Below are 22,270 nucleotides of genomic sequence, written 5' to 3' on the forward strand. Positions count from 1 at the left end.
GAGCGAGCGGACCGATCTCTCCCTTCCCGAGCACGACCCCCACCGGTCGCGATCGGCTCATCTCCTGCGGAGCGGCCTTGGAGAGCCTCGTGTTGGCCGTCCGGGTGCTGGGATGGGCCACCGAGGTGGAGATGTCCCCCGGAGGGGGGTCGCTGGTCGCTGTCGTCACGCCCTCCGGCCGCGAGCCACCTTCCGACAGCGAACTGCACGCGTATGCCGCCATCTCGCGCAGGCGGAGCCACCGTCGTCCGTTCGCCGACATCCCGGTCGCGCCGTCGCTGCTCGCACCGGTCATCGGAGAGCTGCCCCACGGTATCGGCTGCCGGGTTCTGCGCGCCGCCGACAAGGACCTCCTCTCGGTACTTCTCGAACAGGCCGCTAGAACGATTCAGAGCCGCGAGGGACTCCAGCGAGAACTTGAGGAGTGGACGGGCGAGTGGCGGCCCGACGGTGTCGGTGACGGTCTGGTCCGGCCCGGCTACGACAAGGCGGGCTTGCCGTGGGCGGGACTGGTCCGCTGGACCAGCCTGATCCCGGACGCCCCGACCCTCGCGCGGAGACTGGCCGCGGAGAACGTCTTGATCTTCTGGGTGAAGGAGGACGATCGTGCCGGCCACGTCGCGACGGGCGTGGCCATGCAGCGCTCGTGGCTCGCGGCCGTCGATGGAGGGCTGGCGGCGTCGGTGCTGACCCAGCTGCTGCACGAGGACGCCGTCCGGGAGCGGGTGACCGCGGAACTGAACCTGCCGGGGCACCCTCAGCTCATCATGCGGCTCGGCTATCCGGACGGGCCGGTTCGGCACGCCGCCCGCCGCCGACCCGGTGAGGTCGTGTGGCATCCGGACGATCATCGCCCGTTCTGACGGCCGCGTGGCTTGGCAGGAGTGGCCGGTGGTGAAACGCTGGAGCCGATCGAGCGACTAAGACGTGTCGCCATGCCGACCCACAAGGAGCAACCGAATGCCGCCGGATCGAGGTCCGTCCGACGAGACGCCACCGAGCGCGGCGGTCTTGACCGGGCTACGGCTCGACGAGCTGCTGCACGAGGTCCAGGAGCGGCTGTCGGAGATCGTCAAGACCCGAGACCGGCTTCAAGGCCTGCTCGACGCGGTCCTGGCCGTGGCCACCGGGCTGGAGCTCGACTCGACCCTGCAGCGCATCGTGCAGGCGGCGGTCGAGCTGGTCGATGCCCGGTACGGCGCGCTCGGCGTGCTCGGCGACGAGGACGGGCTCTCGGAGTTCGTCTACGAGGGCATCGACGCGGAGACCCGCTCCCATATGGGTCATTTGCCCGAAGGCCGGGGCCTGCTCGGGCTGCTCATCGCGGAGCCCCATCCGGTCCGGGTCCCGGATCTGACCCTGCATCCCGCCTCGGTGGGGTTCCCGGCGAACCATCCGCCGATGCACAGCTTCCTCGGTGTCCCGGTCCGCGTCCGGGACGAGGTCTTCGGCAACCTGTACCTGACGGAAAAGCGGGGCGCCGCCGAATTCACCGCCGATGACGAGGTCGTCCTGCAGGCCTTGGCCGCGGCGGCCGGTGTCGCCATCGACAACGCCCGGCTGTTCGAACGGTCACGGACGCGGGAGCGCTGGCTGGAAGCGGTCGCGGAGGTCAACGGGGAACTCCTGGGCGGAGCCTCGGTCACCGACACGCTGAACCTGATCGCCACCAGGGTTCGCGAGCTCTCCGCGGCCGACCGGGTGCTGATCCTGCTCGCCACGGAGATCGGGCAACCGCTGACGGTGAGCGTCTCCGCGGGGGAGCGGATGACCGTTCTGGAGGGTACGTCGATGGCCGGCGGGCATCCGGCCATCGACCAGGTGCTCGGTTCCGGTCAGCCCAGTCTCGTCCCCGACCTGGGCACGGTCTCGCACCAGCAGGCCGAGCCCGTTTTGGAGGGACTCGGGCCGGCCATGGTGATCCCGTTGAACAGCACTTCCGGCGTCGGAGGGGTGCTCGTCGCGGGACGGGACAAGGGTTCCCCGCAGTACAAGGCCGATCAGCTCCCGATGCTGTCGTCGTTCGCCGATCAGGCGGCGGTCGCGCTGGAGTTCGGCGAGAAACAACGCAACCAGCGGCTCCTGGACGTGCTCGCCGATCGGGACCGGATCGCCCAGGACCTGCACGACCACGTCATCCAGCGGATGTTCGCCACCGGGATGAGCCTGCAGAGCATCGTGCCCCGGATGCCGGACGCATTCGCGCGCGATCGGGTGACGCAGGCGGTGGAGCAACTGGATCGCACGGTCCGTGAGATCAGGACGTCGATCTTCGATCTGCATACCTCGGGCTCGGACGCCTCGAAGAGCTTGCGCCGGCGGCTGCTCGACGCCGTCACGGAGTTGACGACCGAGAGCACGCTCACCCCTTCGGTCCGGATCGCCGGGGCGGTCGACACGCTCGTGCCGCAGACCCTGCACGAGCATGCCGAGGCGGTGGTCCGCGAGGCGCTGAGCAACGCCGTCCGGCATTCCGGCGCCGACGAGATCACGATCAGCGTCGAGGCAGATCGCGAGCTGATCATCGAGGTCGCCGACAACGGCATCGGGATACCGCAGGCGGGACGGCGAAGTGGGCTGGCGAACCTCGCCGACCGGGCGGAGAGGTGCGGCGGTGAAGCCGAATTCGGAGACCGTGACGGTGGCGGCGCCAGAGTGCTCTGGCGTGTTCCGCTGGCCTAGCGGTCGCCGAACACCGGGGGCGTCGCGGTGCGTTTGTGTTCGGTGGCGAGGACCGCGGCCTGCGTCCGGCGCTGGATGCCGAGTTTTGACAGGATTCGGGAGACGTAGTTCTTCACGGTCTTCTCGGCGAGGAACATCCGCTCGCCGATCTCGCGGTTGGTCAGGCCTTCGCCGATCAGTTCGAAGACGGTGCGTTCCTGCTCGGAGAGGGTGGCGGTCGGATCGTTCTGGTCCCGTTCGCGCCGGATGCGGTTCATCAGCGCGGCGGTGGTCCGGCTGTCGAGCAGCGAGCCGCCGCCCGCGATGGTGCGGATCGCCGAGACGAGGTCGTTCCCGAGGACCTGCTTGAGGACGAACCCGGACGCCCCGGCCATGATGGCGGTGAAAAGGGCCTCGTCGTCGGCGTACGAGGTGAGCATCAGGCAGCGCAGGTCCGGCTCGGTGGACAGCAGATCCCGGCAGAGTTCGATGCCGGTTCCGTCGGGGAGCCGCACGTCGAGCACGGCGATGTCCGCGTCGCTTTGCGGGATGCGGGCGAGTGCTTCGGAGACGGAGGCGGCTTCGCCGGCGATTTCGATGTCGGGTTCGTTCCCGAGCAGATCCGCCAGCCCTCGCCGGACGATCTCGTGGTCGTCCACGAGGAACACCTTGGTCGCCATCTTTCGTTCCTCCTGCGGGGTCCCGGCTTCTCCACCGACGGTACCCGCGTATTCCGGCTGTGACAGCCACCTAGACGTCCCAACGAACCGGGACCTTGGGCCCTAGCGGCATCCCTCCCGGGTATTTGGTCCCGGTGATCGGTGCCGTCGGTACCTGCTGCTCCTCGCGGGACAGGGGCACCGTGGACGTCGATCGAGTGACGACTGAGGACGGGACACATGGCGAACGGGTGGACGAGGGCCGAGACCGAGGTACTGGCGAGGACGTTGCTGCGGGCGCCCTCCGTGCACAATATCCAGCCGTGGCGACTGGACCTCGACGGAGACCGGCTTCTTCTGCGTGAGCGCCGCGACCTGGCACTGCCCGAACACGACGCTCGGGGCCGTGACCGGCTCATCTCGTGCGGCGCCGCCCTCGCCAATGTGGAGCTGGCGGTCCGGGTGCTCGGCTACGACCTGGCCACCCGGATGTTCCCGGAAGCCGGTCAGCCGGACATCGTCGCCGCGATCGAGACCAAGGGACGCTCGGCGCCGTCCGACGTCGACCTGCACCGCTACTCGGCGATAGCCCGGCGAGGAAGCTATCGCCACCCCTTCTCCGGACGGCGAGTCTCGCGGGAGAAGATCGGCGACCTGATGGCCGCCGCGGCCGAGAGCGGGGTCGAAGCCAGGCCGATCCACGACGAGCTCGAACTCTCCCGAGTCGCCGACCTGCTCGAATTCGCCGCCGAGGCGTATCAGCACGATCTGGCGTACCAGCGTGAACTGGCCCTGTGGACCATCCATGACGAGCACTATCACCGCCATGGCGTCGGGCTGGCCGCGAGCACGCTACCCACCGGGTCGCTTCCCTGGGCGGGACTGGTCCGTCCAGGGACGGCGCTGCCCGATCGCCGAGTCCTTCAGCGTCGCCTCGCCGGTGAGACCTTGCTCGTCTTCCTCACCGTCGATGACGGCCGGTTCGATCACCTGCACGCGGGACACGCGCTCCAGGCCACCTGGCTCGAAGCGGTCGACGACGGCCTGGCCGGTTCAGTGCTGACTCAGCCTTTGCACCTGCCCGAAGTCCGCTCGGGATTGACCGAAGACCTGGAACTTCCCGGTTTCCCGCAGGCCGTCATGCGCTTCGGCTATCCCACCGGGTTGGTGCCGCCGAGCCCCCGCCGTGCCGTCGACGAAGTCCTCGGAAACGGATTCTGAGCTCCTCACGAGAAAGGTGGCATCGTGACCATCGCGCTGACCTTCCATGGCGGAGCCGGAACCGTTACCGGCAGCAAGTATTTGCTGGAAACGCCCGGTTCTCGCGTCCTGGTCGACTGCGGCCTCTTCCAAGGGCTCGCCGATCTGCGCCGCCGGAACTGGGCGCCGCTGCCTCGGGCCTTGACCGACGTCGACGCCGTGGTGATCACCCACGCGCATCTGGACCACTGCGGGTACCTGCCGGTCCTGGTGAGATCGGGCTGGCGCGGGCCGGTCTACGCGACACCGGGCACCGCGGCTCTCGTGCCGATCGTGCTGGAGGACAGCGCCCATCTCATGACCGAGGAGGCCGCGCACGCCAACAAGTACGGCTGGTCGAAACACCGGCCGGCCATGCCGCTCTACGACGCGGGCGACGCGCGGAAAGCCATTGGCCTTCTCGAAAAACTCGGCTACGGCAACGAAGTCACGGTGGGCAAGGACATGACGCTGCGGTTCGGGCAAGCCGGCCACATCCTCGGCTCCGCATGGGCTCACCTGCGTTCCGAGGGACGGGACGTCGTGTTCAGCGGCGATCTCGGCCGCCCGGCGCACAGTCTTCTACGGCCGCCGTCGCCGCGCCCCTCCTGCGACGCGCTGGTACTCGAATCGACCTACGGCTCCCGCGTCCACCACGACACCGATGCCATGGATCGACTAGGCGAAACCATCCGGCGGACAGCAAGGCGCGGCGGCAGTGTGCTCATCCCGGCGTTCGCCGTCGACCGGACCGAAGTGGTGCTGGCCGCACTCGCGAAACTCATGCGGTCGCGCACCATCCCCGACCTGCCGGTGTACGTGGACAGCCCGATGGCCTTGGCGGCGCTGAGGGTGTACCGCGAAGCGTTCCGCGACCACTGGCCGGAGATCCGGCCCGAACTGGCCGGGCACGATCCGCTGACCCCGCCTTCGCTGACCGAACTGCGGACCGTGGAGGAATCCATGCGGGTCAACGCGCCGAGGATGCCTTCGATCATCATCTCCGCGTCGGGGATGGCGAGCGGAGGCCGGGTACTGCATCACCTGGAGCACATGCTTCCCGATCACCGGCACACCGTGCTCATCGTCGGCTACGCCGCCCCAGGCACCCGCGCTCGCAGCCTCGCGAACGGAGCGAGGCAGATCAAGATCCACGGCCGCTACACGACGGTTCGCGCCGACGTGGCACAGCTCGACGCCTTCAGCGCCCATGCCGACGCGGACGAGCTGGTGCGGTGGGCCACCGCGGGAACACCACCGAAGACCACCTACCTCGTGCATGGTGAACCCGACGCGTCGGAGGCGGTCGCCGAACGGCTGCGCGCCGAACGGGATTGGCAGGCTGTCGTTCCTCGTGATCGGGAGCGGGTGCTGATCTGACGGCTCTGCGTGTGGCGCGGTTCGGCGGGTCGTGAGTGAATCGTTCTCTTGAGGGCAAGGCAACCGGGGCGTGTTGCGAAAGCCACTTTCGCAATGTTGAAGGTTGGGAACGTGGCTTTCGCAACGTCGGCGGCCTGCCCAGGTGGGGTGTCGCGAAAGCCACTTTCGAGGCGTGTGATGTCCCGAAAGTGGCTTTCGCGACACGAACGCCGGGGGCTTTCCCCTGCTCGGTTCGACCGCCGGGCGGGGACGAGGGACGTTGGTCCCCGGCGCCACGGCCACTTCGGCCTTGTCGCAGCGAGAGCTCGCGGCCCTACGCTGAGCCGATGGACGGACAGCCGGTGTGCCTGCGCGATGGCCGGACCGTCTTCGTGACCCGTCTGAGCCCCGCCGACTCCGAGGAACTCGGCGAGGCGCTCGCCGAGGCGGATCGGGAGACGTTGTACCGACGGTTCTGCGGGCCGCCTCCCAAGGTGACACCGCGCCTGCTGGCGCACCTGACCGAGCTCGACTTCGACCGACGTTACGCGTTGGTCGCGCGTGACGAGGCGGGGAAGGGTGTGGCGATCGCGAGGTACGAGGCGACGACCCAGCCCGGCGTCGCAGAAATCGCGGTCGTGGTGAAGCCCGCCTGGCGCCGGGCAGGGCTGGCATCGGCTTTGGTCACGAAGCTGGCGGAAGTGGCGTCGCGGCACGGGTTCAGCGACTTCACCGCCACCTATCTCGCCGACAACCGGCCGGTCGCCGACCTGCTCGACTCGGCGGGAGCCCGGCGGGTGATCACGGAAGGGCTCGCGGACGCGGTGGTGCGGCTGCCGCCTCCTCCCTCCACAGTGGACCGATAGGCCGAAGGTCCCGTCTCCTGGTTACGAACGCCGCTGCCTTCTTCGCGGTTCAGTTCCTAACGTCCAAGGCAGTTGCCGAAATCAGGATGGGGTGAACCGCTATGCCGGAGAATTCGGGGTACCGGGTCGTCGTCGGTGTCGACGGCTCGGAGTCCGCGATCGGGGCCGTCCGCTGGGCGGCGGAGCAGGCGTGCCGCCGTCACGCGGAACTGATGCTGGTGCACGCGATCGACGACGAGTCGCTGAGTCACCCGCGGCCGATGCCGACCCTGGAGGATCTCTCCGGGGTGATCAGGATGCGCGGGCATCGCCTTCTGCGGGAGGCCTGTGATGTCGCCAGGGAGATCGCTCCGGACGTCCACGTCTCGCTCGACCTGCGGCACGAGCGCCCGGTGCGAGCGCTGAAGGACGCGGCCGAGAACGCGGACCTGCTCGTGCTGGGGACCGAAGGTCTGCGTCCCTTGGGCCGGGTGCTGGTCGGATCGGTGTCCATCGCGCTGGCGGCACGTGCGGCGTGCCCCGTCGCGCTGATCCGCCCGCATGTCGCTGAGGAGGACACACCGCAGGGTGGCCCGGTCGTCGTCGGCGTCGACGGGACGAGGACCAGCGAAGCCGCTCTCGCGCTCGCCTTCGAGGAAGCTTCCTGGCGGCAAACGGAACTGGTCGCCTTGCACTGCTGGGACGACGTCTTCCTCTCGGCGGTGTTCGAGGAGACGCACTGGAGTCTGGAGCGGTCCGAGATCGAAGAGAGCGCGAACGAGGTGCTCGCCGAACGGCTCGCGGGCTGGCGGGAGAAGTACCCCGACGTGCGCGTCCACCGTGAGGTCGTGCGTGGCCGTCCGGCGGACGAACTGCTCAAGCGCGCGGACCGGGCGCAACTGCTGGTCGTGGGCAGCCGCGGCCGCGGCGGTGTCGCCGGAATGCTGCTCGGCTCGACGAGCCAAGCGGTGATGTCCTACGCGCTGTGCCCGGTGATCGTGGCTCGCGAAACCGTGGACCGGTGACCGGTTCCGTCGTGGCCCGGGAAACGGAGGGGCTCACAGCCGCCGAAGCGGCGACGATGACCTTGGCGAGGAAACCGGCGTCCGGCGCACTCGCGAAGTCCAAGGTGATCCCGAAGTTGAGCTTGTCGCGATAGGAGAACACGGCCACACCGGTCCGGAGCCGCAAGGCGACCGGGACGTACGGGTAAAGGTCTGCCACCTCGCGTCCGAGCAACCGCAGTGGTGTCCGGGGGCCGGGGACGTTGGTGACCACCGAGACCACGTTGTGCTGCGGAGCCCGGCGGCGAGCCGGACGGCCCAAGCCATGGGGGCGAACGGCGCGGAGGCCGCGACACCGGTCAAAACGGCGCCGGTTTCCGCCTCCTTGCTCGCCTTCAACGCGTCCGAACGCCGATGGACGGCGACCAGCCGTCCCACGGGGTCGGGGACGTCGACGGGGAGCAGCGTGCGGAAGGAGGTTGGGAGAGGAGACGACCCATGTCGCCCGAGGTCCCGCCACCGGCGCTCACCTCGGTCTTGGTCACCTGCCGGTCCGATGGTGTCAGACCGAACCGTGCGGTGAACACCAAGAACGTGTGCTCGGAATCGACCTGCACCCTCGGCGCCGGGTGGGCATTAGGCCGGCACTAGGCACCAGGGGCGCCGGGCCGTTCACCGGGGCGGGTCAGCGTTTCCTCAAGTCGACCACCGCACCTCTTGATGCGGTACACCCGAGAGGCCCTGTGCCTTGGAGGCTAGCCGAATCAGTCGTTCTGTATTGACAGTTATGACAGAAACGACAGATCGAATGACAGTGGTGACCAAACGGGTGGTAATAGAGGTGGACCCACTGGCGCCGCCGGTGATGTTCATGGCGAGGTTTCCGCGGATCACAGCGGCACGCGTGCTGATCATCGTGGTAGGCATGGCGCTGGCCTTCCTCGTGTACAAGTACGTCGGCCTGAACTGAAGTGGTGAACGCAAAATGACGTCTCTCACGATCACTTCGTGCCGAGAACGCCGCGCCGACGTCTGCAGAGCGACGCCGGGCCACGAGCAGTAGAGCCCAGGCGGGTGCAACGGCCGGGCCAAAGACCTCTGGCGCCGACGCGGCGGCGGGAATGCATTCTCCTCGGGAGCGCCGGTAAGCCTGGTCGGCAGTCGCTACTGTCGTCCGTGAAGGGCTCGCCGTGCTCAGTCGCCGCTGTACCGCAAGCTTTTCCTGCCTGGACAGCGACGCTCCGCCTTCCGCGGTCGCCGTGGCACTGGCGGGGCTCGGCTATGATCGCCGCGACCTAAGTACGTGAGGTGAGTCCGGCGGTCACGAGGTCGATGAGCAGGTCGAGGGTCTTCTGGTAGGTGGCGGAGTCGCCGAGACGGTCGGCGTAGAGCGGTACCAGCAGCACGGTTCGCAGAACTCCGATGATCACCTCTGGCGGGGCGTCGATGAGCTGGCCGTCGCGGTGTTTGCCGGTGACGTAGTCGACGAGTGCGGTGGCGGGTGTGTCGCTTGCGGCTGCGGCCCGCTGGCGGTCGGCCTTGCGGGCGACGGACGTCATTTCCTCGGGGTGAGTCATGAGGCGACGCCACAGAGGGTTGGTGGCGACCTCGTCGAGGGTGGCGCGCAGGAATCTACGCAGGCTGTCGCGAGTGTCGTCGGAGGCATACAAGGCGTTGTCGATGACCTTCTTCTTGATCGCGCCGGTTTCCCGCGTCATCAGCTCCAGATAGAGGGCTTCTTTGGAGTCGAAGAACTGGTAGAAGCTACTTTTCGCCATACCGGTGGAGACGACCAGTTCTTCGAGGGAGGTCTTGCGCAGACCTTGGCGGGTGAACAGCTCATAGCCGTTGTCCAACAGTTGCTGAGTGATGCGAGCCTTCTCTTCGGTCGAGAACGCGGGCGGCATGGAACTCCTCCTGATTGTGCGCCGGGTGGAGCGGTTCAAGTCGTTGCGGATTCGGTCAAGTCGAGCTCATCGGTGTGTTAAGTGTCCTGTGTGGACTTGGGCTTTCCTCGACGTAGCAAGGTGAGTGCGACGAAACTGGCCGCGATGGTCAGGGCGGTTCCAGTGAGCATGACGGTGGACATCGCGCCGACGAACGCGGTTTTCGCCGCGGTGACGATGTGGGGGTCGCCGATGGCGAGTGCGTCGGTGAGTGAGGTCCGCGCGGCGTCGGGGATGTCAGGGCCGAGGCGGTCGGGGTAGCCGGCGGCGAGCATGCTGCCGAGAGCGGCTACGCCGAGAGCGGCTACGCCGAGAGCGCTACCGGTTTGGGAGATGGTGCCGTTCATGGCCGAGCCTGCTCCGGCGTGGTCGGGTGGGACGGCGCCCATCAGGGCGGTGACCGCGGCCGGAGTGGCCAGGCCCGCACCCACGCCCATGATCGTCATCCCGGCGGCGAGCGGGAGATAGCCGTCAGACGGCTGGATAGCTCCCAGTAGGGCGAATCCGGTGGCTGTGACGAGCATGCCGGTGGTGACCATGGCGCGGTTGCTGAACTTCTTGCCCAAGGTGGCGCCGAGCCAGTTGCACAACGCGGCGGAGGCGACGAACGGCAGGAGCGCCATGCCGGCCTCGAACACGGGATAGCCGAGGAGGAGCACGGCTTGGAAGCCTCGGTCAGCGCCATCGAGCGCGTTATCTGACGCACAGGAAGGAAAGTCCATGGAACTCACCGACAAAATCGCACAGGCCTTCCGCATGGATGACGACGCGTGGCGCCGGCATGCGAATCCCTGAAGCGTATGGACCCGGTTCGCGGCGATCCTGTTGATGCCGCTCGCGATCTGGAGCCGGACCGATCGCGGCCGTTGTCCTGTGGCTGTTCGTGAATCCCTCGGCGTTCCCGCCTGTCGAACCACGAAGCTGGGCGGCACGTGGAATCTGCGGCGAACGGGCCTGGGTGAAGAACAAGGTCCCTCGTGCCGCCGGATCACCGTCAGGTGCTGCGTGTCCTCGTCGCGTGGGGCCTCGCCGGGTTCGGACTGATGGCTTGGGGGCTGGTCTGGCTCGAGCCCTGGCCGACGATCTTCGGGGCGACACTTGTCGTCATGGCTCAGCTGTGGCGCATCGACAGATTCGGCTGGCTCTGGGAGCGGGCCGGGCAAGGGCGCGTAGCTTTCAGTTCGTCAAGATCGCGTAAGCGTGGGTATGGTGTCCGCGTCGAGGCGCAGCCTCGTGGTGTGCCGGGAAGCCTGGTCGGCGAGCCGAGCCGAACCACACCAGGAGTAGCCCATGAGCACTGGCCCAGCCACCGGATCACGCACCTCGGCGTGCCATGTCTGAGAGCACGACACCTCGCGCCCGCCTTTTCGATCGCGGTTCCTGGCCTGAGGCCCAGCGCGTCGCGGAGATCCTGCGCAAGGAGACCGTCGGCGGTGTTCTGCTCCTGATCGGAGCTGTCATCGCCTTGGTGTGGGCGAATACGCCTTGGTCAGGCGCCTACGAGGCGTTGCGTGAGGTCCGGATAGGACCGGCGGCCCTGCATCTGGATCTCAGCTTGGCGACCTGGGCCGCGGACGGTCTCCTCGCGATCTTCTTCTTCGTCGCGGGCCTGGAGGTCAAACGCGAGTTCGTCGCCGGGGATCTGCGCGATCCCCGGCGGGCCGCGGTCCCGGTCGCCGCCGCCGTCGGAGGCGTCGTGGTACCGGCCTTGATCTACATCGCGATCAACCTCGGTGACTCGGCCGCGCTGAGCGGCTGGGCGATCCCGACCGCGACGGACATCGCGTTCGCCCTGGCCGTCCTGGCGGTGATCGGACACCACCTGCCGTCCGCGCTGCGCACCTTCTTGCTCACGTTGGCCGTCGTCGACGACCTGATCGCCATCGTCATCATCGCCGTTTTCTACACCCGTGAGCTCCTCGTCGGCCCGCTCTTGCTGGCCCTGATTCCCTTGGCCGTGTTCACCGTGCTGGTCCAGCGCCGGGTGCGATCCTGGTGGCTGCTGCTTCCGCTCGCGGCGACGACCTGGGCGCTGGTGCACGCTTCGGGAATCCACGCCACCGTCGCCGGCGTCCTGCTGGGGTTCGCGGTACCGGTGATCCGCAAGCACGGCGAAGGGCCAGGGCTCGCCGAGCATTTCGAGCACCGGTTCCGGCCGATCTCGGCCGCCGTGGTGGTCCCGGTGTTCGCCTTCTTCGCCGCCGGTGTCACCGTGGGAGGTCTCGGCGGTCTCGCCGATTCACTCCTCGACCCGGTGGCGCTGGGGGTCGTCCTCGCGCTGCTGCTGGGCAAGACCATCGGCATCACCGGGGCCACGTACCTCGTGTCCCGGTTCACCCGTGCCGAACTCCATGACGACCTCGCCTGGACCGACGTGATCGGGCTGGCTGCGCTGGGCGGCATCGGCTTCACCGTGTCCCTGCTCATCGGTGACCTCGCTTTCGGCGCGGGCAGCGAGAGCGACGAACACGCGAAGATCGCGATCTTGGTGGGCTCCCTGCTCGCCGGCCTCGTCGCCACGATCATCCTGCGCGTTCGCAACCGGGTGCACCGCAGAATCTGTGCCGAAGAGTCGCTCGACTCCGACCACGACGGCATCCCCGACGTGCACCAGCACGAAGGCGAAACGCGTGGCTAGACGGCTTTCCGTTCGGTCACGGTCCGCTGCGCTTCCGAGTGACGTCGGTGTTCTCGGGTTGCAGGCCCCGGCGGATCGAGCCGGGAGCCCGTTCCGGTCGGTGCCGGACCTTGGCCGATGAAGCGAGTTGCCAGGGCACGCTGGTGACCATGACGCCGGGCTGGAACAGCAGGCGTCCTTTCAGCCGCAACGCGCTCTGGTTGTGCAGGACGTTTTCCCACCAATGCCCGACGACGTACTCCGGGATGAACACGGTGACCACGTCGCGCGGGTTGTTGGTGCGTATCCGTTTGACGTAGTCGAGGACCGGTTTGGTGATCTCGCGGTAGGGCGATTCGATGACCTTGAGCGGGATGGAGAAGGGCTGTTTGGCCCACCGGCCGAGGAGTTCGTTGGTTTCCTGGTTGTCGACGTTGACGGTGATCGCCTCGAGGACGTCGGGCCGGACCGCCTTGGCGTAGGCCAGCGCCCGGCGGGTGGGCCGGTGCAGTTTCGACACCAGGACGATCGCGTGATTACGCGACGGCAGAACGATCGGCTCGTCCTCGTCGGTGTCGTGGAGCTCGTCCCCGACCCGTTGATAGTGACGGCGGATCGCGGTCATCAGCACGTAGATCGCGGCCATGGCGGCCAGCGAGATCCAGGCACCTTGGGTGAACTTGGTGACGAGGATGACCACCAGCACCAGCGCTGTCATGGAGAAACCGAAGGCGTTGATCGCCTGGGAGCGGCGCATCCGGCGGCGCGCGGCGGGGTCGGTTTCGGTGCGCAGCCGCCGGTTCCAATGCCGGATCATCCCGCTCTGACTGATCACGAACGACATGAACACGCCGACGATGTAGAGCTGGATCAGACGGGTGACCTCGGCGTCGAAGGCCACGACGAGGAGAATGGCCGCCGCGGCGAGGAAGATGATGCCGTTGGAGAACACCAACCGGTCGCCCCGGGTGTAGAGCTGCCGCGGCAGGAAACGGTCCTGGGCGAGGATCGAGCCGAGCACGGGGAATCCGTTGAACGCGGTGTTGGCCGCCAGGACCAGGATCAGACCGGTGAAGAAGATGACGAACCAGGTCGCCGGCGGGAAGCCCGTGAACACCGCGTTGCCGAGCTGGGCCACCAGCGTCTTCTGCTCGTAGCCTGCCGGTGCGCCGATCAGCTGATGTGCGGGGTCTTCCGCGACCTGCGCGCCGGTGAGGCGGGCGAGCATGATCAAGCCGAGGAACATCGTGATCGCGAGCACGCCCATCATCAGCAGCGTGGTGGCGGCGTTGCGGCCCTTCGGTTTCCGGAACGCGGGGACACCGTTGCTGATCGCCTCGACACCGGTCAGCGCCGGAGTGGTAGTCGACCTGACCGGAGTGGAGTTCTGCGACTCCAGCGGTCTCACGTGTTTACACGGTTGACCCTCGTGAGTGGATCGCCAACCGGAGCACGGTCGCCACGACGAGTCGGGCCGCCGCGACCAGCGTCCCGGTGTCGACGCGGTCCGCGGTCTCGGCCGGGGTCTGGTAGCCGGGCATTCCCATGCCGATCCCGATCGCGGGTAGCCCGGCGGAGGCGTAGCGGCGGTTGTCCGAGGGCATCGCCCCGGCCCGCAGCGGCACTCCCGTCTCCCGCCCTGCCTGGTCAAGCGCGGCCAGCAGGTCGTGCGCGGGTCCGCCCGCTTCGACCGCGGCGCTGTTGCCGAGCTGGGCGGCCCCGTCGACATTGATCACATACGTGCCGGGCCGGACGCCGGGTGCGTGGTGCGCGGACCCGCGTGCCCCGGCTTCCTCCCCGTCGAGAAGGCTCACCGCCAACCCCATGTGATCTGGCAGCAGTACCGTGAGCAGGCGCGCGGCTTCGAGCACGGCAGCGACCCCGGAGGCGTTGTCGGCGGCGGCGGGCAGCCGTCGCTCCGGGTCGTCCCCAACCCCGTCGAAGTGCGCGGTCAGCAGCACACCCGGTGACCCGGCGGCGGGTTCGCGGAGCACGCCGTGCACGTTCGATCCGGCGACCTGGACAGTTCGTAGCGGCATCGAGGCGGTCACCGTGCCTGATCCCGCCCGGGCCATCTCGTCGTGGAGACCGGTGCGGACGGCGATGACGGGAAGGGCGCCCACCGGCGGCCCGGCGATCATCTTCGGCATCCAGCCCTCGGCGTCGGTCCCGCGCGGCACCAGCAACCCCGTGGCACCCTCGGTCCGTGCCCGCGCCGCAACCCCCAGGTCCGGCGCGAGCACCCACTTGTCCCGCCACTCATCGGAATCGGCGACCACGAGCTCGCCCGTGCGGGGCGCGGGAAGGTCCGCCGAAACGAGGTGTTCGGCGAAGTCTCGGCGGTGCACTCCTCGCCGAGGCGTCAGTCCTGCGTGCCAGGAGAACTCGGGAGTGCGATACAGCTCCCGCACATCGGCCACGGGGAATTCGTCGGTGGTGACCGACGCGCCGATCGCCCGCAGCTGCCCGGCGAGCCAGCGACCGGCCGCGCGGCCGCCGGGCGTCCCCACCCGACGGCCCGCGAACCGGTCGCCGGTCAGCTCGGCGACCGTCGCCGTCAGCCGCGAGGCCTCTACCTCCGCGGTCATGAACAGCAACCAGCACCGCCGGCCACCGCGTCGGCCTTCGCGGCCGGGTCGCAGCACGATCCGGCCGCGGTCGCGGCCTCGGTGGTTCCGCAACAGGTGCTCGTGGCCGTCGTGCCGGTAGGGGCGGTGCCGCAACAGCCGCTCGAGGCCGGCGGGGTGAAAGCCTCCGCCGGGTTTCCGGCGAAGCCGCCGGTCGTGTTGATGCTCATCACGGAACTCCTTGTGGTGTCGAGGGATTCAGAAGCGCGACGACAGCCGCAGTGCCCGGTCGCGGGCGGTGTCGAGCAGAGTGTCGGCGCGGCATTGGCCGGTGCACACCTGCGCGCACGAGTCGCAGAAGTCGACGGTCGAAGGTCGGTTGAACAGGCGGCGGAGGAGTTTGATCATCAGAATCCCTATCTAGACGGTTGTCGAAACAGTGGAGTCAGCTTGCTCCCTGGTTCGATGAATGTCAATATAGAAGAGTGTCGAAATCAGGATCAGGTGTGGAACTGCTGCCGGTGATCGAGCAGGGCTGCTGCGCGCCGCTGGTAGCCGAACCGCTGACGGCGGAGCAGTCGGTGGATCTGGCGAAGGCGTTCAAGGCGCTGGGTGATCCGGTCCGGTTGCGGCTGCTGTCGTTGATCACCTCCGCGCAGGGGGAGAGCTGCGTATGTGATCTGACCGCGGCGTTCGAGCTGACCGGGCCGACGATCTCCCATCACCTCAAGGTTCTGCGTGAAGCCGGCCTGGTCGGCAGTGAGCGCCGGGGAACCTGGGTGTATTACTGGCCGTGTGCCGAGACGCTGGGGCAGCTGTCCGGCTTGCTCGCCACGCCGGGCTTCGTGCCGGTGTCATAGCTCGCGAAGATCGAACCCGACGGATCCCCCCCCCGGCGCCTCACTGCACCAAGGTATGACCGTCGCCGGCCTCGGAGACCTCGACCTGTCCTGCGCCCACCCTTGGGCGGCCCGTTCGACGCCGTCCAGGTCGCCACGCAGGCCCTGGACCTGCGCCGAACGGAGCAGCTGGTTCGAACTGGGCGTGCGGCGTCAGCCGACTGGCTGGCAGCAGCGTTTTCCGGTGCTGACGCGGTTCCCGGCCAGTTTCCTCAGGACGTAGTGGGCGTCGCGGCCGACGCCGCGCAGGGTGGCGGAGGCGAAGCTGCGCTGCCATTCCAGCCCGACGTAACCCAGGCCCGGGTGGCTGGTCGACTGGCCTCGATCTTGCATCGGACGTCCATCGGACGCCAAGGCGCCAAGTCCGTCCAAATAAGACAGTCCAGGCCTGAAGCCCGTGGCAAGCAGGATGGTGTCGACGTGCTCGCGGGTTCCGTCCGGCCACTGCACGGTGTCGCCGTCGATGGTGGTGAACATGCGCCGCTGGTCCGGTTTTCCGTTGAGGATCGCGGCCTTGTAGCTGCCGGGATCGTTCACCGCGGTGGTCGGCGGGTTCTTCAGCAGGTGCCCGATCGGCAGGTGGTCGAAGCCGACGGCGGCGGACCAGAAATGCACATCCTTTCCGAACGGCCGTTGCGGCGCGAACTTCACCGGTGCCCGGTTGGCGAGGGTGACGTGCGCATGGCCGGCGAGTTCGATGGCGATCTGGACGGCGGAGTTGCCCGCGCCGACGACGATGACGCGCTGCCCGGCGAACGGTGCGGGGTTTCGATATTCGCCACTGTGCAGAACGTGTCCGGCGAAGGTGTCCAAACCGGACAGTGCCGGGCGGTAGGGGCGGGAGAAGCCGCCGGACGCGGCGATGACGAACGGTGCGGTCAACGCGGTTTCTCCGGCGGTGTGCACGGCGAACGTGCCATCGTCGTGGGTGACGGTGTCGACGTGATGGCCGGTGCGGATCTCGGTGTCGAGACATTCGGAGTAGCGGCGCAGGTAGTCGACGACTTCGTCGCGGTGCGGGTAGTGCTCGGGGTCGCCGGGGAAGGGCAGGCCGGGGAGGCTGCTGTAGCGGGCGGGGGAGAAGAGGGTCAGGGAGTCGTAGTAGCGGGGCCAGGACCCGACCGGTTCGGCACCGGCTTCGAGGATCACCGGTGTCAGGTCCTGTGCGCGGGCGGCGTACGCGGCGGCGAGACCGGCCTGGCCGCCGCCGATGATGATCACGTCGTGGTCGTTCATGGGTTCCTTCCGGAATGAGGGGTTGTCGCGAGGGCGAGGACGGCGGCGGCCACCGTGACGGCGGCGAGCACGAGGAAGGTCGGCGAGTATCCGCCGATGCCGCTCGCGATGGCGGCGCCCGCCCAGGGGGCGAGTGCGACGGTGATGGTCAGCGGTGCTTGAAGAAGGGCGTTGAGGCGCCCGTAGTGGGTTGCTCCCCAGCGGTCGGCCACCGCGGTGGCCTGCAGGAGCGTGAACACCCCGCGGGCCATACCGGCTACGACCGCGGCGGCGATCAGCCCGGCCGTGGTGGTCAGCAGACCCAGCACGGCCGTGGTCACGGCGGCGGCGAGGAACACGATCGCGGTCCGGGTTCGGACCTTGGTCAGCCGGGTGAGCGTGGTGTAGCCGAGCCGTCCCAGCACCTGCCCGGCGCCGCCGAGGCCGAGCGCGATCGCGGCTGTCGTGCTGCTGACGCCGCGTTCGGTGAGCAGCGGCACGAGGTTGATCACTCCGGCATAGACGGCGAACGCCGCCAGGCTGAACGCGATCACCAGTCCCCGGAACGGGATGCTCCTGGCGATCCGAGCCGGGTCGTTGTGCTCCGGATGGGCGCCGGGCGGTTGCTCGGCGGGCGGCCAGGGCCCGCGCAGGCCCCACAGGTGTGCTGGGATCGTGATGACGGCCAGCGCGGCGGCGAGGACCAGGTACGTCTCCCGCCACTCCAGACGGGCGGTGAGCACTGCGGTCAGCGGCGCGAACACCGTGCTCGCCAAGCCCGCGGCGAGGGTGAGCACGGTCAAGGCGACCACCCGCCGCTGCCCGTACCAGCGGGTCAGGGCCGCGAACGCGGGCGGATACAGCACCGCGCCCATCGCGACCCCGGTCAGCAGCCACGCCAGGGTGAACCACACCAGGTTCTGCGCCATCGCGACGGCCACGACCGCGGGCACCGCCAGCACCGACCCGGCCGTCATCACCCACCGAGGACCCTGAGCGTCGAGCCACCGCCCGACCGGGATCCCCGCCAGCGCGGCGACGACCTGGCCCGCGGAGAACGCCGCGATCACCCACGCCGTCGGCCAGCCGGTCGTCTGACTGATTTCCGGTGCCAGCACGGGAAACGCGTAGAACAGGATGCCCCAGCTGGTGATCTCGGTGACGCACAGGACGGCCAGCACGCGGCGCAGCCCGGACGCACCGAGCGATCCAGCCTCCGCCGCGGCAGACGTCGTTACCGGCATCAGGTCAGTTGACGGACGACGGCGCCGACAGCGTCAGCACCTCCGGCTCCCGTGCCGCGCAGCAGCCTCCGGCCGCCGGGGCGTCGTCCGGTTCGTCGAACAGGCCCGCGCCGCCGCAGACGCCGGTCTCGGCCATCCGCAGTTCGACCCGCGCGGCCGCTTCAAGGTCTCCGGCGAGCTGGGCGGCGATGCTGCGCACCTGCTCGTAACCGGTCATGGCAAGGAATGTCGGTGCCCGGCCGTAGCTCTTCATCCCGGCCAGGTAGAAGTTCTTCTCCGGATGCGCGAGCTCCTTGGCGCCGTGTGGGTAGACGGTTCCGCACGAGTGGACGTTCGGGTCGATCAGTGGCGCGAGCGCGACCGGTGCCTGCAGTGTCGAGTCCAGCTCCAGCCGGATCTCCGACAACCAGGTGAGATCGGGCCGGAAACCGGACAGCGTCACCACCTCGTCGACCTGCTCGATCCGCTGCCCGGCCGAGGAGACCAGGGTCAGCCGTCCGGTGCTGTCGCGGTCGACGGTTTCGGTGCGGAACCCGGTCACCACGGTGATCAACCCGGCGTCCACTGCCTCCCGCGCCCGCAGGCCGAGCGCGCCGCGCGCCGGGAGCTGGTCGGCCTCCCCGCCGCCGAAGGTATTACCGACCGAACCGCGGCGCAGCACCCAGCTGAGCCGCGTGTCAGCGGCCTCCTTCGCCAGACCGGACAACGCGACCAGCGCGGTCAGCGCCGAATGCCCGCTGCCCGCGACCACCACGTGCTTGCCCGCGTACCGCGCCCGCACCGCTTCGTCGCTCAGATCCGGGACCCGGTAAGCGATCCGGTCCGCCGCCGCACGCTCACCGACGGCGGGAAGACCCTCGCCGCCGAGCGGGTTGGGTGTCGACCACGTGCCGGACGCGTCGATCACGGCCCGCGCCGCGATCCGTTCCTCCGTCCCGTCGGCGGCGCGGACGTGCACGGTGAAGGGCTCGTCGTCGCGGCCGCTGTCCACGACCCGGTCCCTTCCCCGGCGGGCGACGCCGATCACCTCCGCGTCGAACCGGGCCCGGTCGCCGAGCGCCGCCGCCAGCGGTCGCAGATACAGGCCGGCCCAGTCCGAACCCGTCGGGTACGTCTCACCATCGGGCCGGGTCCAGCCGCTCGTCTCCAGCAGCCGCTCGGCGGCGGGGGCGACGAGTTCGGACCACGGCGAGAACAACCGCACGTGATTCCACGCCGCCACGTCCGAGCCCGCGTGCGGGCCGCGCTCCAGCACCAGCGGTTCGAAACCCCGCTTCACCAGCTCGGCGGCGGCCGCCAGCCCCACCGGCCCGGCTCCGATCACCACGACAGGCAGCTCGTTCATCCCCATACACCTTTCATCGATCCATCTCGATTGAGTCGATGTGGGGGACTGTATCGAGCAGTGTCGATTGACGCAACCATCGATTCTGGTCGATACTGAATGGCATGACCACCGTGGTGCCCGCTCCGCTTGCCGGCCTCCTGCCCGAAACCGAGGCCGCCACCTACGCCGGCTGGTTCGCCTGCCTGGCCGAGCCGATGCGGGTGAAACTGCTGCACGCTGTCGCGACCGCGCCGCGCGGCCTGACCGTCGGAGCCCTGACCGAGATCCTCGGCACCAGTCAGTCCACGTGCTCCCACCACGTCAGGAAACTGGCCGATGTGGGTTTCGTGCACTTGCGGAAGGAGGGCACCGCGACGGTCGTGACGATCAACCAGGCGTGCTGCAGCGGCCTCCCGCACGCGGCGGATGCCGTCATGGGCTTGCTCGCGCCGCGCCCGTGCTGCCCGGACAACCTGCCCGACGAGGTCTCCGTCCGCGCCTTGACAAGCGGCGATTGGACCGCGGTGCGTCGGATCTACGGTGAGGGCATCGCGACCGGCGTCGCCACCTTCGAGACCGAGGTCCCCAGCCGCAAAGCGCTCGACGCGAAGTGGCTGCCCGGTCACCGCTGGGTCGCCGAGATCGACGGCGAGGTGGCAGGCTGGACCGCCGTCACTCCCGTCTCGGAGCGAGAGTGCTACCAGGGAGTGGCCGAGACATCGGTCTACGTCACCGAAAACCACCGCGGCCGGGGCGTGGGCAAAGCCCTGCTGTTCAAACAGGTCACCGAGGCTGATGCCGCCGGACTGTGGACCTTGCAAACCTCGATCTTCACCGACAACCGCGCGTCCATCGCCCTCCATCACAGCGCGGGCTACCGCACTGTCGGAATCCGCGAACGCATCGCCCAACGCGACGGTATCTGGCAGGACACCGTCTTCCTCGAACGCCGCAGCCCCGTCAACTAGCTTCTGGCGCTCGACGGGCCCAGCCCCGGTTCGTTCACGAGCGTCCGCGAGCGCGCAAATCGAACCACTGACGGCGGCGTCAACGGTCAAGACGGCCGCTATCGCCAACGCTCTCGAACTGACGCCCAGCTTGGCCCGCACCGAGATCTGAAGCAGCAACGCGACTACGACCCAGCCTTCCTGGACTGGATCTTTTGGTGGTACCTAGCCACGATCGAACTCAGCGACCACCTTCTTGCACGCCGTGCTCCCCATCCTGGCTGCCACCAGGTACCGCAAACCAGGCGGATCCGGGACCGTCTATCTGAGCGCCTAGTTGAGCGCACTGTTGATCGGCTTGATCCGGAGGCTGGCATGCACGGGCTTCGACCGGTGTCCGCTCGTGCCGATGTCCGTGCGTTCGCAGTGGCCGCCCTGCATGTCGATGGCTGGCGCCCCGCGGGCCTCGCGGCGGACGGCGAGAGGTTCCGCCGCCAGGTCGCCATGCGTGGGCCCGCTCACACCTAAGACCGACTCGCCCTCCTTCGTATACATTGGATACAAAGGAGGGGCGATGAAGTCGGTATACGACGAGGTTCGCAGTTTGATCGTGCTGGGTGTGTATCCGGCCGGGCAGCCGGTCGCTGAGCAGGACCTGTGCGAACGGCTCGGTGTCAGCCGTACACCTGTCCGGGAGGCGTTGCGGCGGCTGGAGAGTGACGGTCTGGTCCGTGTCGCGCGCCGAGGGGTGACTGTGGTCGATCTGGGGGCCAAGGCGCTGCGTGACGCCTACGACGTGCGCGCCTCGCTGGAGGCGTTGACGGCGGAACTGGCAGCGCGCCGCCAGCAGGCGGGCGAGATCCCGCCGGCCGCCCTGAGCCGCCTCGCCGAGCACGCCGATCTGGCCGACCGGGCCACCCGCCAGGGCGACCTGGCCGGCGGCGTCGAGCACAACCGGGCTTTCCACCGGTGGGTGGCCACACTCGCCGACAACCCGGTCGCCCTGGGCATCCTGGACCGGATCTGGGATCAGATCATCGTCTCCACCCGCTCCTCCCTGGCCGCGCCGACCAGGTCGACGCGGGTGGACCACGAGCACCGCGATCTCATCGCGGCCATCACGGCGGGCCGCCCGGACCTGGCGGCCGCCTCCGCCCGCGACCACGTCATCGCCACGATCTCCGCCCTGTCCGTACCCCACGAAGGAGCGCCAGCATGACCAGGGAACACACCTATCAGGTCACGGTGCACTGGACCGGCGACACCGGATCCGGCACCGCCTCCTACCGCGGCTATGGCCGCGACCATGACGTCGTGGCCGACGGCAAGCCACCGCTGCAAGCCAGCGCCGACCCCGCGTTCCTGGGCACGCCGGACCGCTGGAACCCGGAGGAACTGCTGCTCGCCGCACTGTCGCAATGCCACATGCTCACCTACCTCGCCCTGTGTGCCCGCGCCGGTGTGGTCGTGACCGGCTACACCGACGCCGCGAGCGGGGCGATGCGGGAGGAGCCGGGCAACAGCGGCCGGTTCACCGAGGTCGTGCTGCGCCCCGAGGTGACCGTCGCCGGCCCGAGCATGACCGACGCGGCGCAGGCGCTGCACCAGCAGGCGCACAAGGCGTGTTTCATCGCCAACTCGGTCAACTTCCCCGTCCGGCACCACCCGCTGACGCGGGTAACGGCCGAGGCGCACAAAGGGACCACCTGACGCGCTCTCATGTTGCAAGGCGGCCAAGCGT

At 68.7% G+C, this 22,270-nt stretch carries 23 protein-coding genes and 2 pseudogenes; 13 read left to right on the forward strand and 12 right to left on the reverse strand.

The genetic code is table 11. The annotated features are described in order from the left end of the window. Nucleotides 1-77: 77 nt before the first annotated feature. Nucleotides 78-863 carry a nitroreductase family protein gene (locus ACZ3HL_RS44170; protein ID WP_465537914.1) on the forward strand — a complete coding sequence of 262 codons (786 nt, stop codon included), beginning with the start codon at nt 78-80 and terminating at the stop codon, nt 861-863. 97 nt (nt 864-960) lie between these two features. Next, nucleotides 961-2,682, forward strand: coding sequence for a sensor histidine kinase (locus ACZ3HL_RS44175; protein ID WP_465417413.1), 1,722 nt, complete (start codon nt 961-963; stop codon nt 2,680-2,682). On the opposite strand, the gene ACZ3HL_RS44180 is transcribed toward ACZ3HL_RS44175, so the two are convergent. After that, nucleotides 2,679-3,341, reverse strand: a complete 663-nt coding sequence (locus tag ACZ3HL_RS44180) for a response regulator transcription factor (RefSeq protein ID WP_465537916.1) — start codon at nt 3,339-3,341, stop codon at nt 2,679-2,681. The genes ACZ3HL_RS44175 and ACZ3HL_RS44180 overlap by 4 nt on opposite strands. A 219-nt stretch (nt 3,342-3,560) precedes the next feature. On the opposite strand from ACZ3HL_RS44180, the gene ACZ3HL_RS44185 reads away from it, so the two are divergent. From ACZ3HL_RS44185 to ACZ3HL_RS44200, 4 genes are all read left to right on the forward strand, one after another. Continuing rightward, nucleotides 3,561-4,541 carry an Acg family FMN-binding oxidoreductase gene (locus ACZ3HL_RS44185; RefSeq protein ID WP_465537917.1) on the forward strand — a complete coding sequence of 327 codons (981 nt, stop codon included), beginning with the start codon at nt 3,561-3,563 and terminating at the stop codon, nt 4,539-4,541. 24 nt (nt 4,542-4,565) lie between these two features. Next, the gene (locus tag ACZ3HL_RS44190) at nt 4,566-5,939 is read left to right on the forward strand and encodes an MBL fold metallo-hydrolase RNA specificity domain-containing protein (protein WP_465537919.1); all 1,374 of its coding nucleotides are present in this window, start codon (nt 4,566-4,568) and stop codon (nt 5,937-5,939) included. A gap of 326 nt (nt 5,940-6,265) precedes the next feature. Continuing rightward, nucleotides 6,266-6,784: a GNAT family N-acetyltransferase gene (locus tag ACZ3HL_RS44195; protein ID WP_465537921.1), complete on the forward strand. Its 519-nt coding sequence runs from the start codon at nt 6,266-6,268 to the stop codon at nt 6,782-6,784. A gap of 101 nt (nt 6,785-6,885) precedes the next feature. Then, on the forward strand, nt 6,886-7,788 hold the full coding sequence (locus ACZ3HL_RS44200) for a universal stress protein (RefSeq protein ID WP_465537923.1): 903 nt from the start codon (nt 6,886-6,888) through the stop codon (nt 7,786-7,788). Nucleotides 7,789-7,900: 112 nt separating this feature from the next. Here the strand turns inward: ACZ3HL_RS44200 and ACZ3HL_RS44205 are convergent. Next, nucleotides 7,901-8,287: pseudogene (locus tag ACZ3HL_RS44205) on the reverse strand (WS/DGAT domain-containing protein); the annotation flags it as partial. A 297-nt stretch (nt 8,288-8,584) separates the two neighbouring features. On the opposite strand from ACZ3HL_RS44205, the gene ACZ3HL_RS44210 reads away from it, so the two are divergent. Further along, the gene (locus ACZ3HL_RS44210) at nt 8,585-8,737 is read left to right on the forward strand and encodes a hypothetical protein (RefSeq protein ID WP_465537925.1); all 153 of its coding nucleotides are present in this window, start codon (nt 8,585-8,587) and stop codon (nt 8,735-8,737) included. Between the two features lie 325 nt (nt 8,738-9,062). On the opposite strand, the gene ACZ3HL_RS44215 is transcribed toward ACZ3HL_RS44210, so the two are convergent. After that, on the reverse strand, nt 9,063-9,674 hold the full coding sequence (locus tag ACZ3HL_RS44215) for a TetR/AcrR family transcriptional regulator (protein ID WP_465537927.1): 612 nt from the start codon (nt 9,672-9,674) through the stop codon (nt 9,063-9,065). A gap of 77 nt (nt 9,675-9,751) precedes the next feature. Further along, nucleotides 9,752-10,372 (reverse strand): MFS transporter, encoded by a 621-nt coding sequence (locus ACZ3HL_RS44220; RefSeq protein ID WP_465537929.1) that lies wholly within the window; start codon nt 10,370-10,372, stop codon nt 9,752-9,754. A gap of 339 nt (nt 10,373-10,711) precedes the next feature. Between ACZ3HL_RS44220 and ACZ3HL_RS44225 the strand changes: the two genes are divergently transcribed. Both ACZ3HL_RS44225 and nhaA read left to right on the forward strand, forming a co-directional pair. Then, nucleotides 10,712-11,161 carry a hypothetical protein gene (locus tag ACZ3HL_RS44225; protein WP_465537930.1) on the forward strand — a complete coding sequence of 150 codons (450 nt, stop codon included), beginning with the start codon at nt 10,712-10,714 and terminating at the stop codon, nt 11,159-11,161. Continuing rightward, complete coding sequence (gene nhaA / locus ACZ3HL_RS44230) at nt 11,047-12,351, forward strand: Na+/H+ antiporter NhaA (RefSeq protein WP_465417393.1); 1,305 nt, start codon at nt 11,047-11,049, stop codon at nt 12,349-12,351. Before ACZ3HL_RS44225 ends, nhaA begins: the two co-directional genes overlap by 115 nt. Nucleotides 12,352-12,367: 16 nt before the next feature. Here the strand turns inward: nhaA and ACZ3HL_RS44235 are convergent. The 4 genes and pseudogenes from ACZ3HL_RS44235 to ACZ3HL_RS44250 form a co-directional block, all read right to left on the reverse strand. Then, nucleotides 12,368-13,699, reverse strand: a pseudogene (locus tag ACZ3HL_RS44235) (APC family permease); the annotation flags it as partial. Nucleotides 13,700-13,742: 43 nt separating this feature from the next. After that, nucleotides 13,743-14,918, reverse strand: coding sequence for a M28 family metallopeptidase (locus tag ACZ3HL_RS44240; RefSeq protein WP_465537932.1), 1,176 nt, complete (start codon nt 14,916-14,918; stop codon nt 13,743-13,745). Then, nucleotides 14,915-15,127 (reverse strand): hypothetical protein, encoded by a 213-nt coding sequence (locus ACZ3HL_RS44245; protein WP_465417389.1) that lies wholly within the window; start codon nt 15,125-15,127, stop codon nt 14,915-14,917. Before ACZ3HL_RS44245 ends, ACZ3HL_RS44240 begins: the two co-directional genes overlap by 4 nt. Before the next feature lie 28 nt (nt 15,128-15,155). Then, nucleotides 15,156-15,305, reverse strand: coding sequence for a hypothetical protein (locus ACZ3HL_RS44250; RefSeq protein WP_465417387.1), 150 nt, complete (start codon nt 15,303-15,305; stop codon nt 15,156-15,158). Nucleotides 15,306-15,403: 98 nt separating this feature from the next. On the opposite strand from ACZ3HL_RS44250, the gene ACZ3HL_RS44255 reads away from it, so the two are divergent. After that, nucleotides 15,404-15,757, forward strand: coding sequence for an ArsR/SmtB family transcription factor (locus tag ACZ3HL_RS44255; protein WP_465417385.1), 354 nt, complete (start codon nt 15,404-15,406; stop codon nt 15,755-15,757). Between the two features lie 192 nt (nt 15,758-15,949). On the opposite strand, the gene ACZ3HL_RS44260 is transcribed toward ACZ3HL_RS44255, so the two are convergent. The 3 genes from ACZ3HL_RS44260 to ACZ3HL_RS44270 are packed head-to-tail and all read right to left on the reverse strand — an operon-like array spanning nt 15,950 to nt 19,600. Further along, nucleotides 15,950-17,032 carry a flavin-containing monooxygenase gene (locus ACZ3HL_RS44260; protein WP_465420779.1) on the reverse strand — a complete coding sequence of 361 codons (1,083 nt, stop codon included), beginning with the start codon at nt 17,030-17,032 and terminating at the stop codon, nt 15,950-15,952. After that, the gene (locus tag ACZ3HL_RS44265) at nt 17,029-18,255 is read right to left on the reverse strand and encodes an MFS transporter (RefSeq protein ID WP_465420776.1); all 1,227 of its coding nucleotides are present in this window, start codon (nt 18,253-18,255) and stop codon (nt 17,029-17,031) included. Before ACZ3HL_RS44265 ends, ACZ3HL_RS44260 begins: the two co-directional genes overlap by 4 nt. A 4-nt stretch (nt 18,256-18,259) precedes the next feature. After that, nucleotides 18,260-19,600: an FAD-dependent oxidoreductase gene (locus ACZ3HL_RS44270; protein ID WP_465537934.1), complete on the reverse strand. Its 1,341-nt coding sequence runs from the start codon at nt 19,598-19,600 to the stop codon at nt 18,260-18,262. Between the two features lie 104 nt (nt 19,601-19,704). Between ACZ3HL_RS44270 and ACZ3HL_RS44275 the strand changes: the two genes are divergently transcribed. Further along, on the forward strand, nt 19,705-20,550 hold the full coding sequence (locus tag ACZ3HL_RS44275) for a helix-turn-helix domain-containing GNAT family N-acetyltransferase (protein ID WP_465537936.1): 846 nt from the start codon (nt 19,705-19,707) through the stop codon (nt 20,548-20,550). 312 nt (nt 20,551-20,862) lie between these two features. On the opposite strand, the gene ACZ3HL_RS44280 is transcribed toward ACZ3HL_RS44275, so the two are convergent. Then, a complete protein-coding gene (locus ACZ3HL_RS44280; protein WP_465537938.1) occupies nt 20,863-21,051 on the reverse strand; it encodes a hypothetical protein in 189 nt (62 codons plus the stop codon). A gap of 52 nt (nt 21,052-21,103) precedes the next feature. On the opposite strand from ACZ3HL_RS44280, the gene ACZ3HL_RS44285 reads away from it, so the two are divergent. Together ACZ3HL_RS44285 and ACZ3HL_RS44290 are read left to right on the forward strand one after the other, a co-directional pair. Continuing rightward, on the forward strand, nt 21,104-21,748 hold the full coding sequence (locus ACZ3HL_RS44285; protein WP_465420765.1) for a GntR family transcriptional regulator: 645 nt from the start codon (nt 21,104-21,106) through the stop codon (nt 21,746-21,748). Further along, entirely contained in the window at nt 21,745-22,239 is a 495-nt protein-coding gene (locus tag ACZ3HL_RS44290; protein ID WP_465537940.1) for an OsmC family protein, read from the forward strand. The genes ACZ3HL_RS44285 and ACZ3HL_RS44290 overlap by 4 nt, the downstream gene beginning before the upstream one ends. Nucleotides 22,240-22,270: the final 31 nt, after the last annotated feature.

The sequence above is a fragment of the Amycolatopsis sp. NPDC000009 genome (genome assembly GCF_055563465.1).

Coding starts and splice junctions, on each gene's coding strand:
- ACZ3HL_RS44175 (WP_465417413.1), top strand. CDS start 961: ATGCCGCCGGATCGAGGTCCGTCCGACGAGACGCCACCGAGCGCGGCG.
- ACZ3HL_RS44180 (WP_465537916.1), bottom strand. CDS start 3,341: ATGGCGACCAAGGTGTTCCTCGTGGACGACCACGAGATCGTCCGGCGA.
- ACZ3HL_RS44185 (WP_465537917.1), top strand. CDS start 3,561: ATGGCGAACGGGTGGACGAGGGCCGAGACCGAGGTACTGGCGAGGACG.
- ACZ3HL_RS44195 (WP_465537921.1), top strand. CDS start 6,266: ATGGACGGACAGCCGGTGTGCCTGCGCGATGGCCGGACCGTCTTCGTG.
- ACZ3HL_RS44200 (WP_465537923.1), top strand. CDS start 6,886: ATGCCGGAGAATTCGGGGTACCGGGTCGTCGTCGGTGTCGACGGCTCG.
- ACZ3HL_RS44215 (WP_465537927.1), bottom strand. CDS start 9,674: ATGCCGCCCGCGTTCTCGACCGAAGAGAAGGCTCGCATCACTCAGCAA.
- nhaA (WP_465417393.1), top strand. CDS start 11,047: ATGTCTGAGAGCACGACACCTCGCGCCCGCCTTTTCGATCGCGGTTCC.
- ACZ3HL_RS44240 (WP_465537932.1), bottom strand. CDS start 14,918: ATGACCGCGGAGGTAGAGGCCTCGCGGCTGACGGCGACGGTCGCCGAG.
- ACZ3HL_RS44245 (WP_465417389.1), bottom strand. CDS start 15,127: ATGAGCATCAACACGACCGGCGGCTTCGCCGGAAACCCGGCGGAGGCT.
- ACZ3HL_RS44250 (WP_465417387.1), bottom strand. CDS start 15,305: ATGATCAAACTCCTCCGCCGCCTGTTCAACCGACCTTCGACCGTCGAC.
- ACZ3HL_RS44260 (WP_465420779.1), bottom strand. CDS start 17,032: ATGAACGACCACGACGTGATCATCATCGGCGGCGGCCAGGCCGGTCTC.
- ACZ3HL_RS44265 (WP_465420776.1), bottom strand. CDS start 18,255: ATGCCGGTAACGACGTCTGCCGCGGCGGAGGCTGGATCGCTCGGTGCG.
- ACZ3HL_RS44270 (WP_465537934.1), bottom strand. CDS start 19,600: ATGAACGAGCTGCCTGTCGTGGTGATCGGAGCCGGGCCGGTGGGGCTG.
- ACZ3HL_RS44275 (WP_465537936.1), top strand. CDS start 19,705: ATGACCACCGTGGTGCCCGCTCCGCTTGCCGGCCTCCTGCCCGAAACC.
- ACZ3HL_RS44285 (WP_465420765.1), top strand. CDS start 21,104: ATGAAGTCGGTATACGACGAGGTTCGCAGTTTGATCGTGCTGGGTGTG.
- ACZ3HL_RS44290 (WP_465537940.1), top strand. CDS start 21,745: ATGACCAGGGAACACACCTATCAGGTCACGGTGCACTGGACCGGCGAC.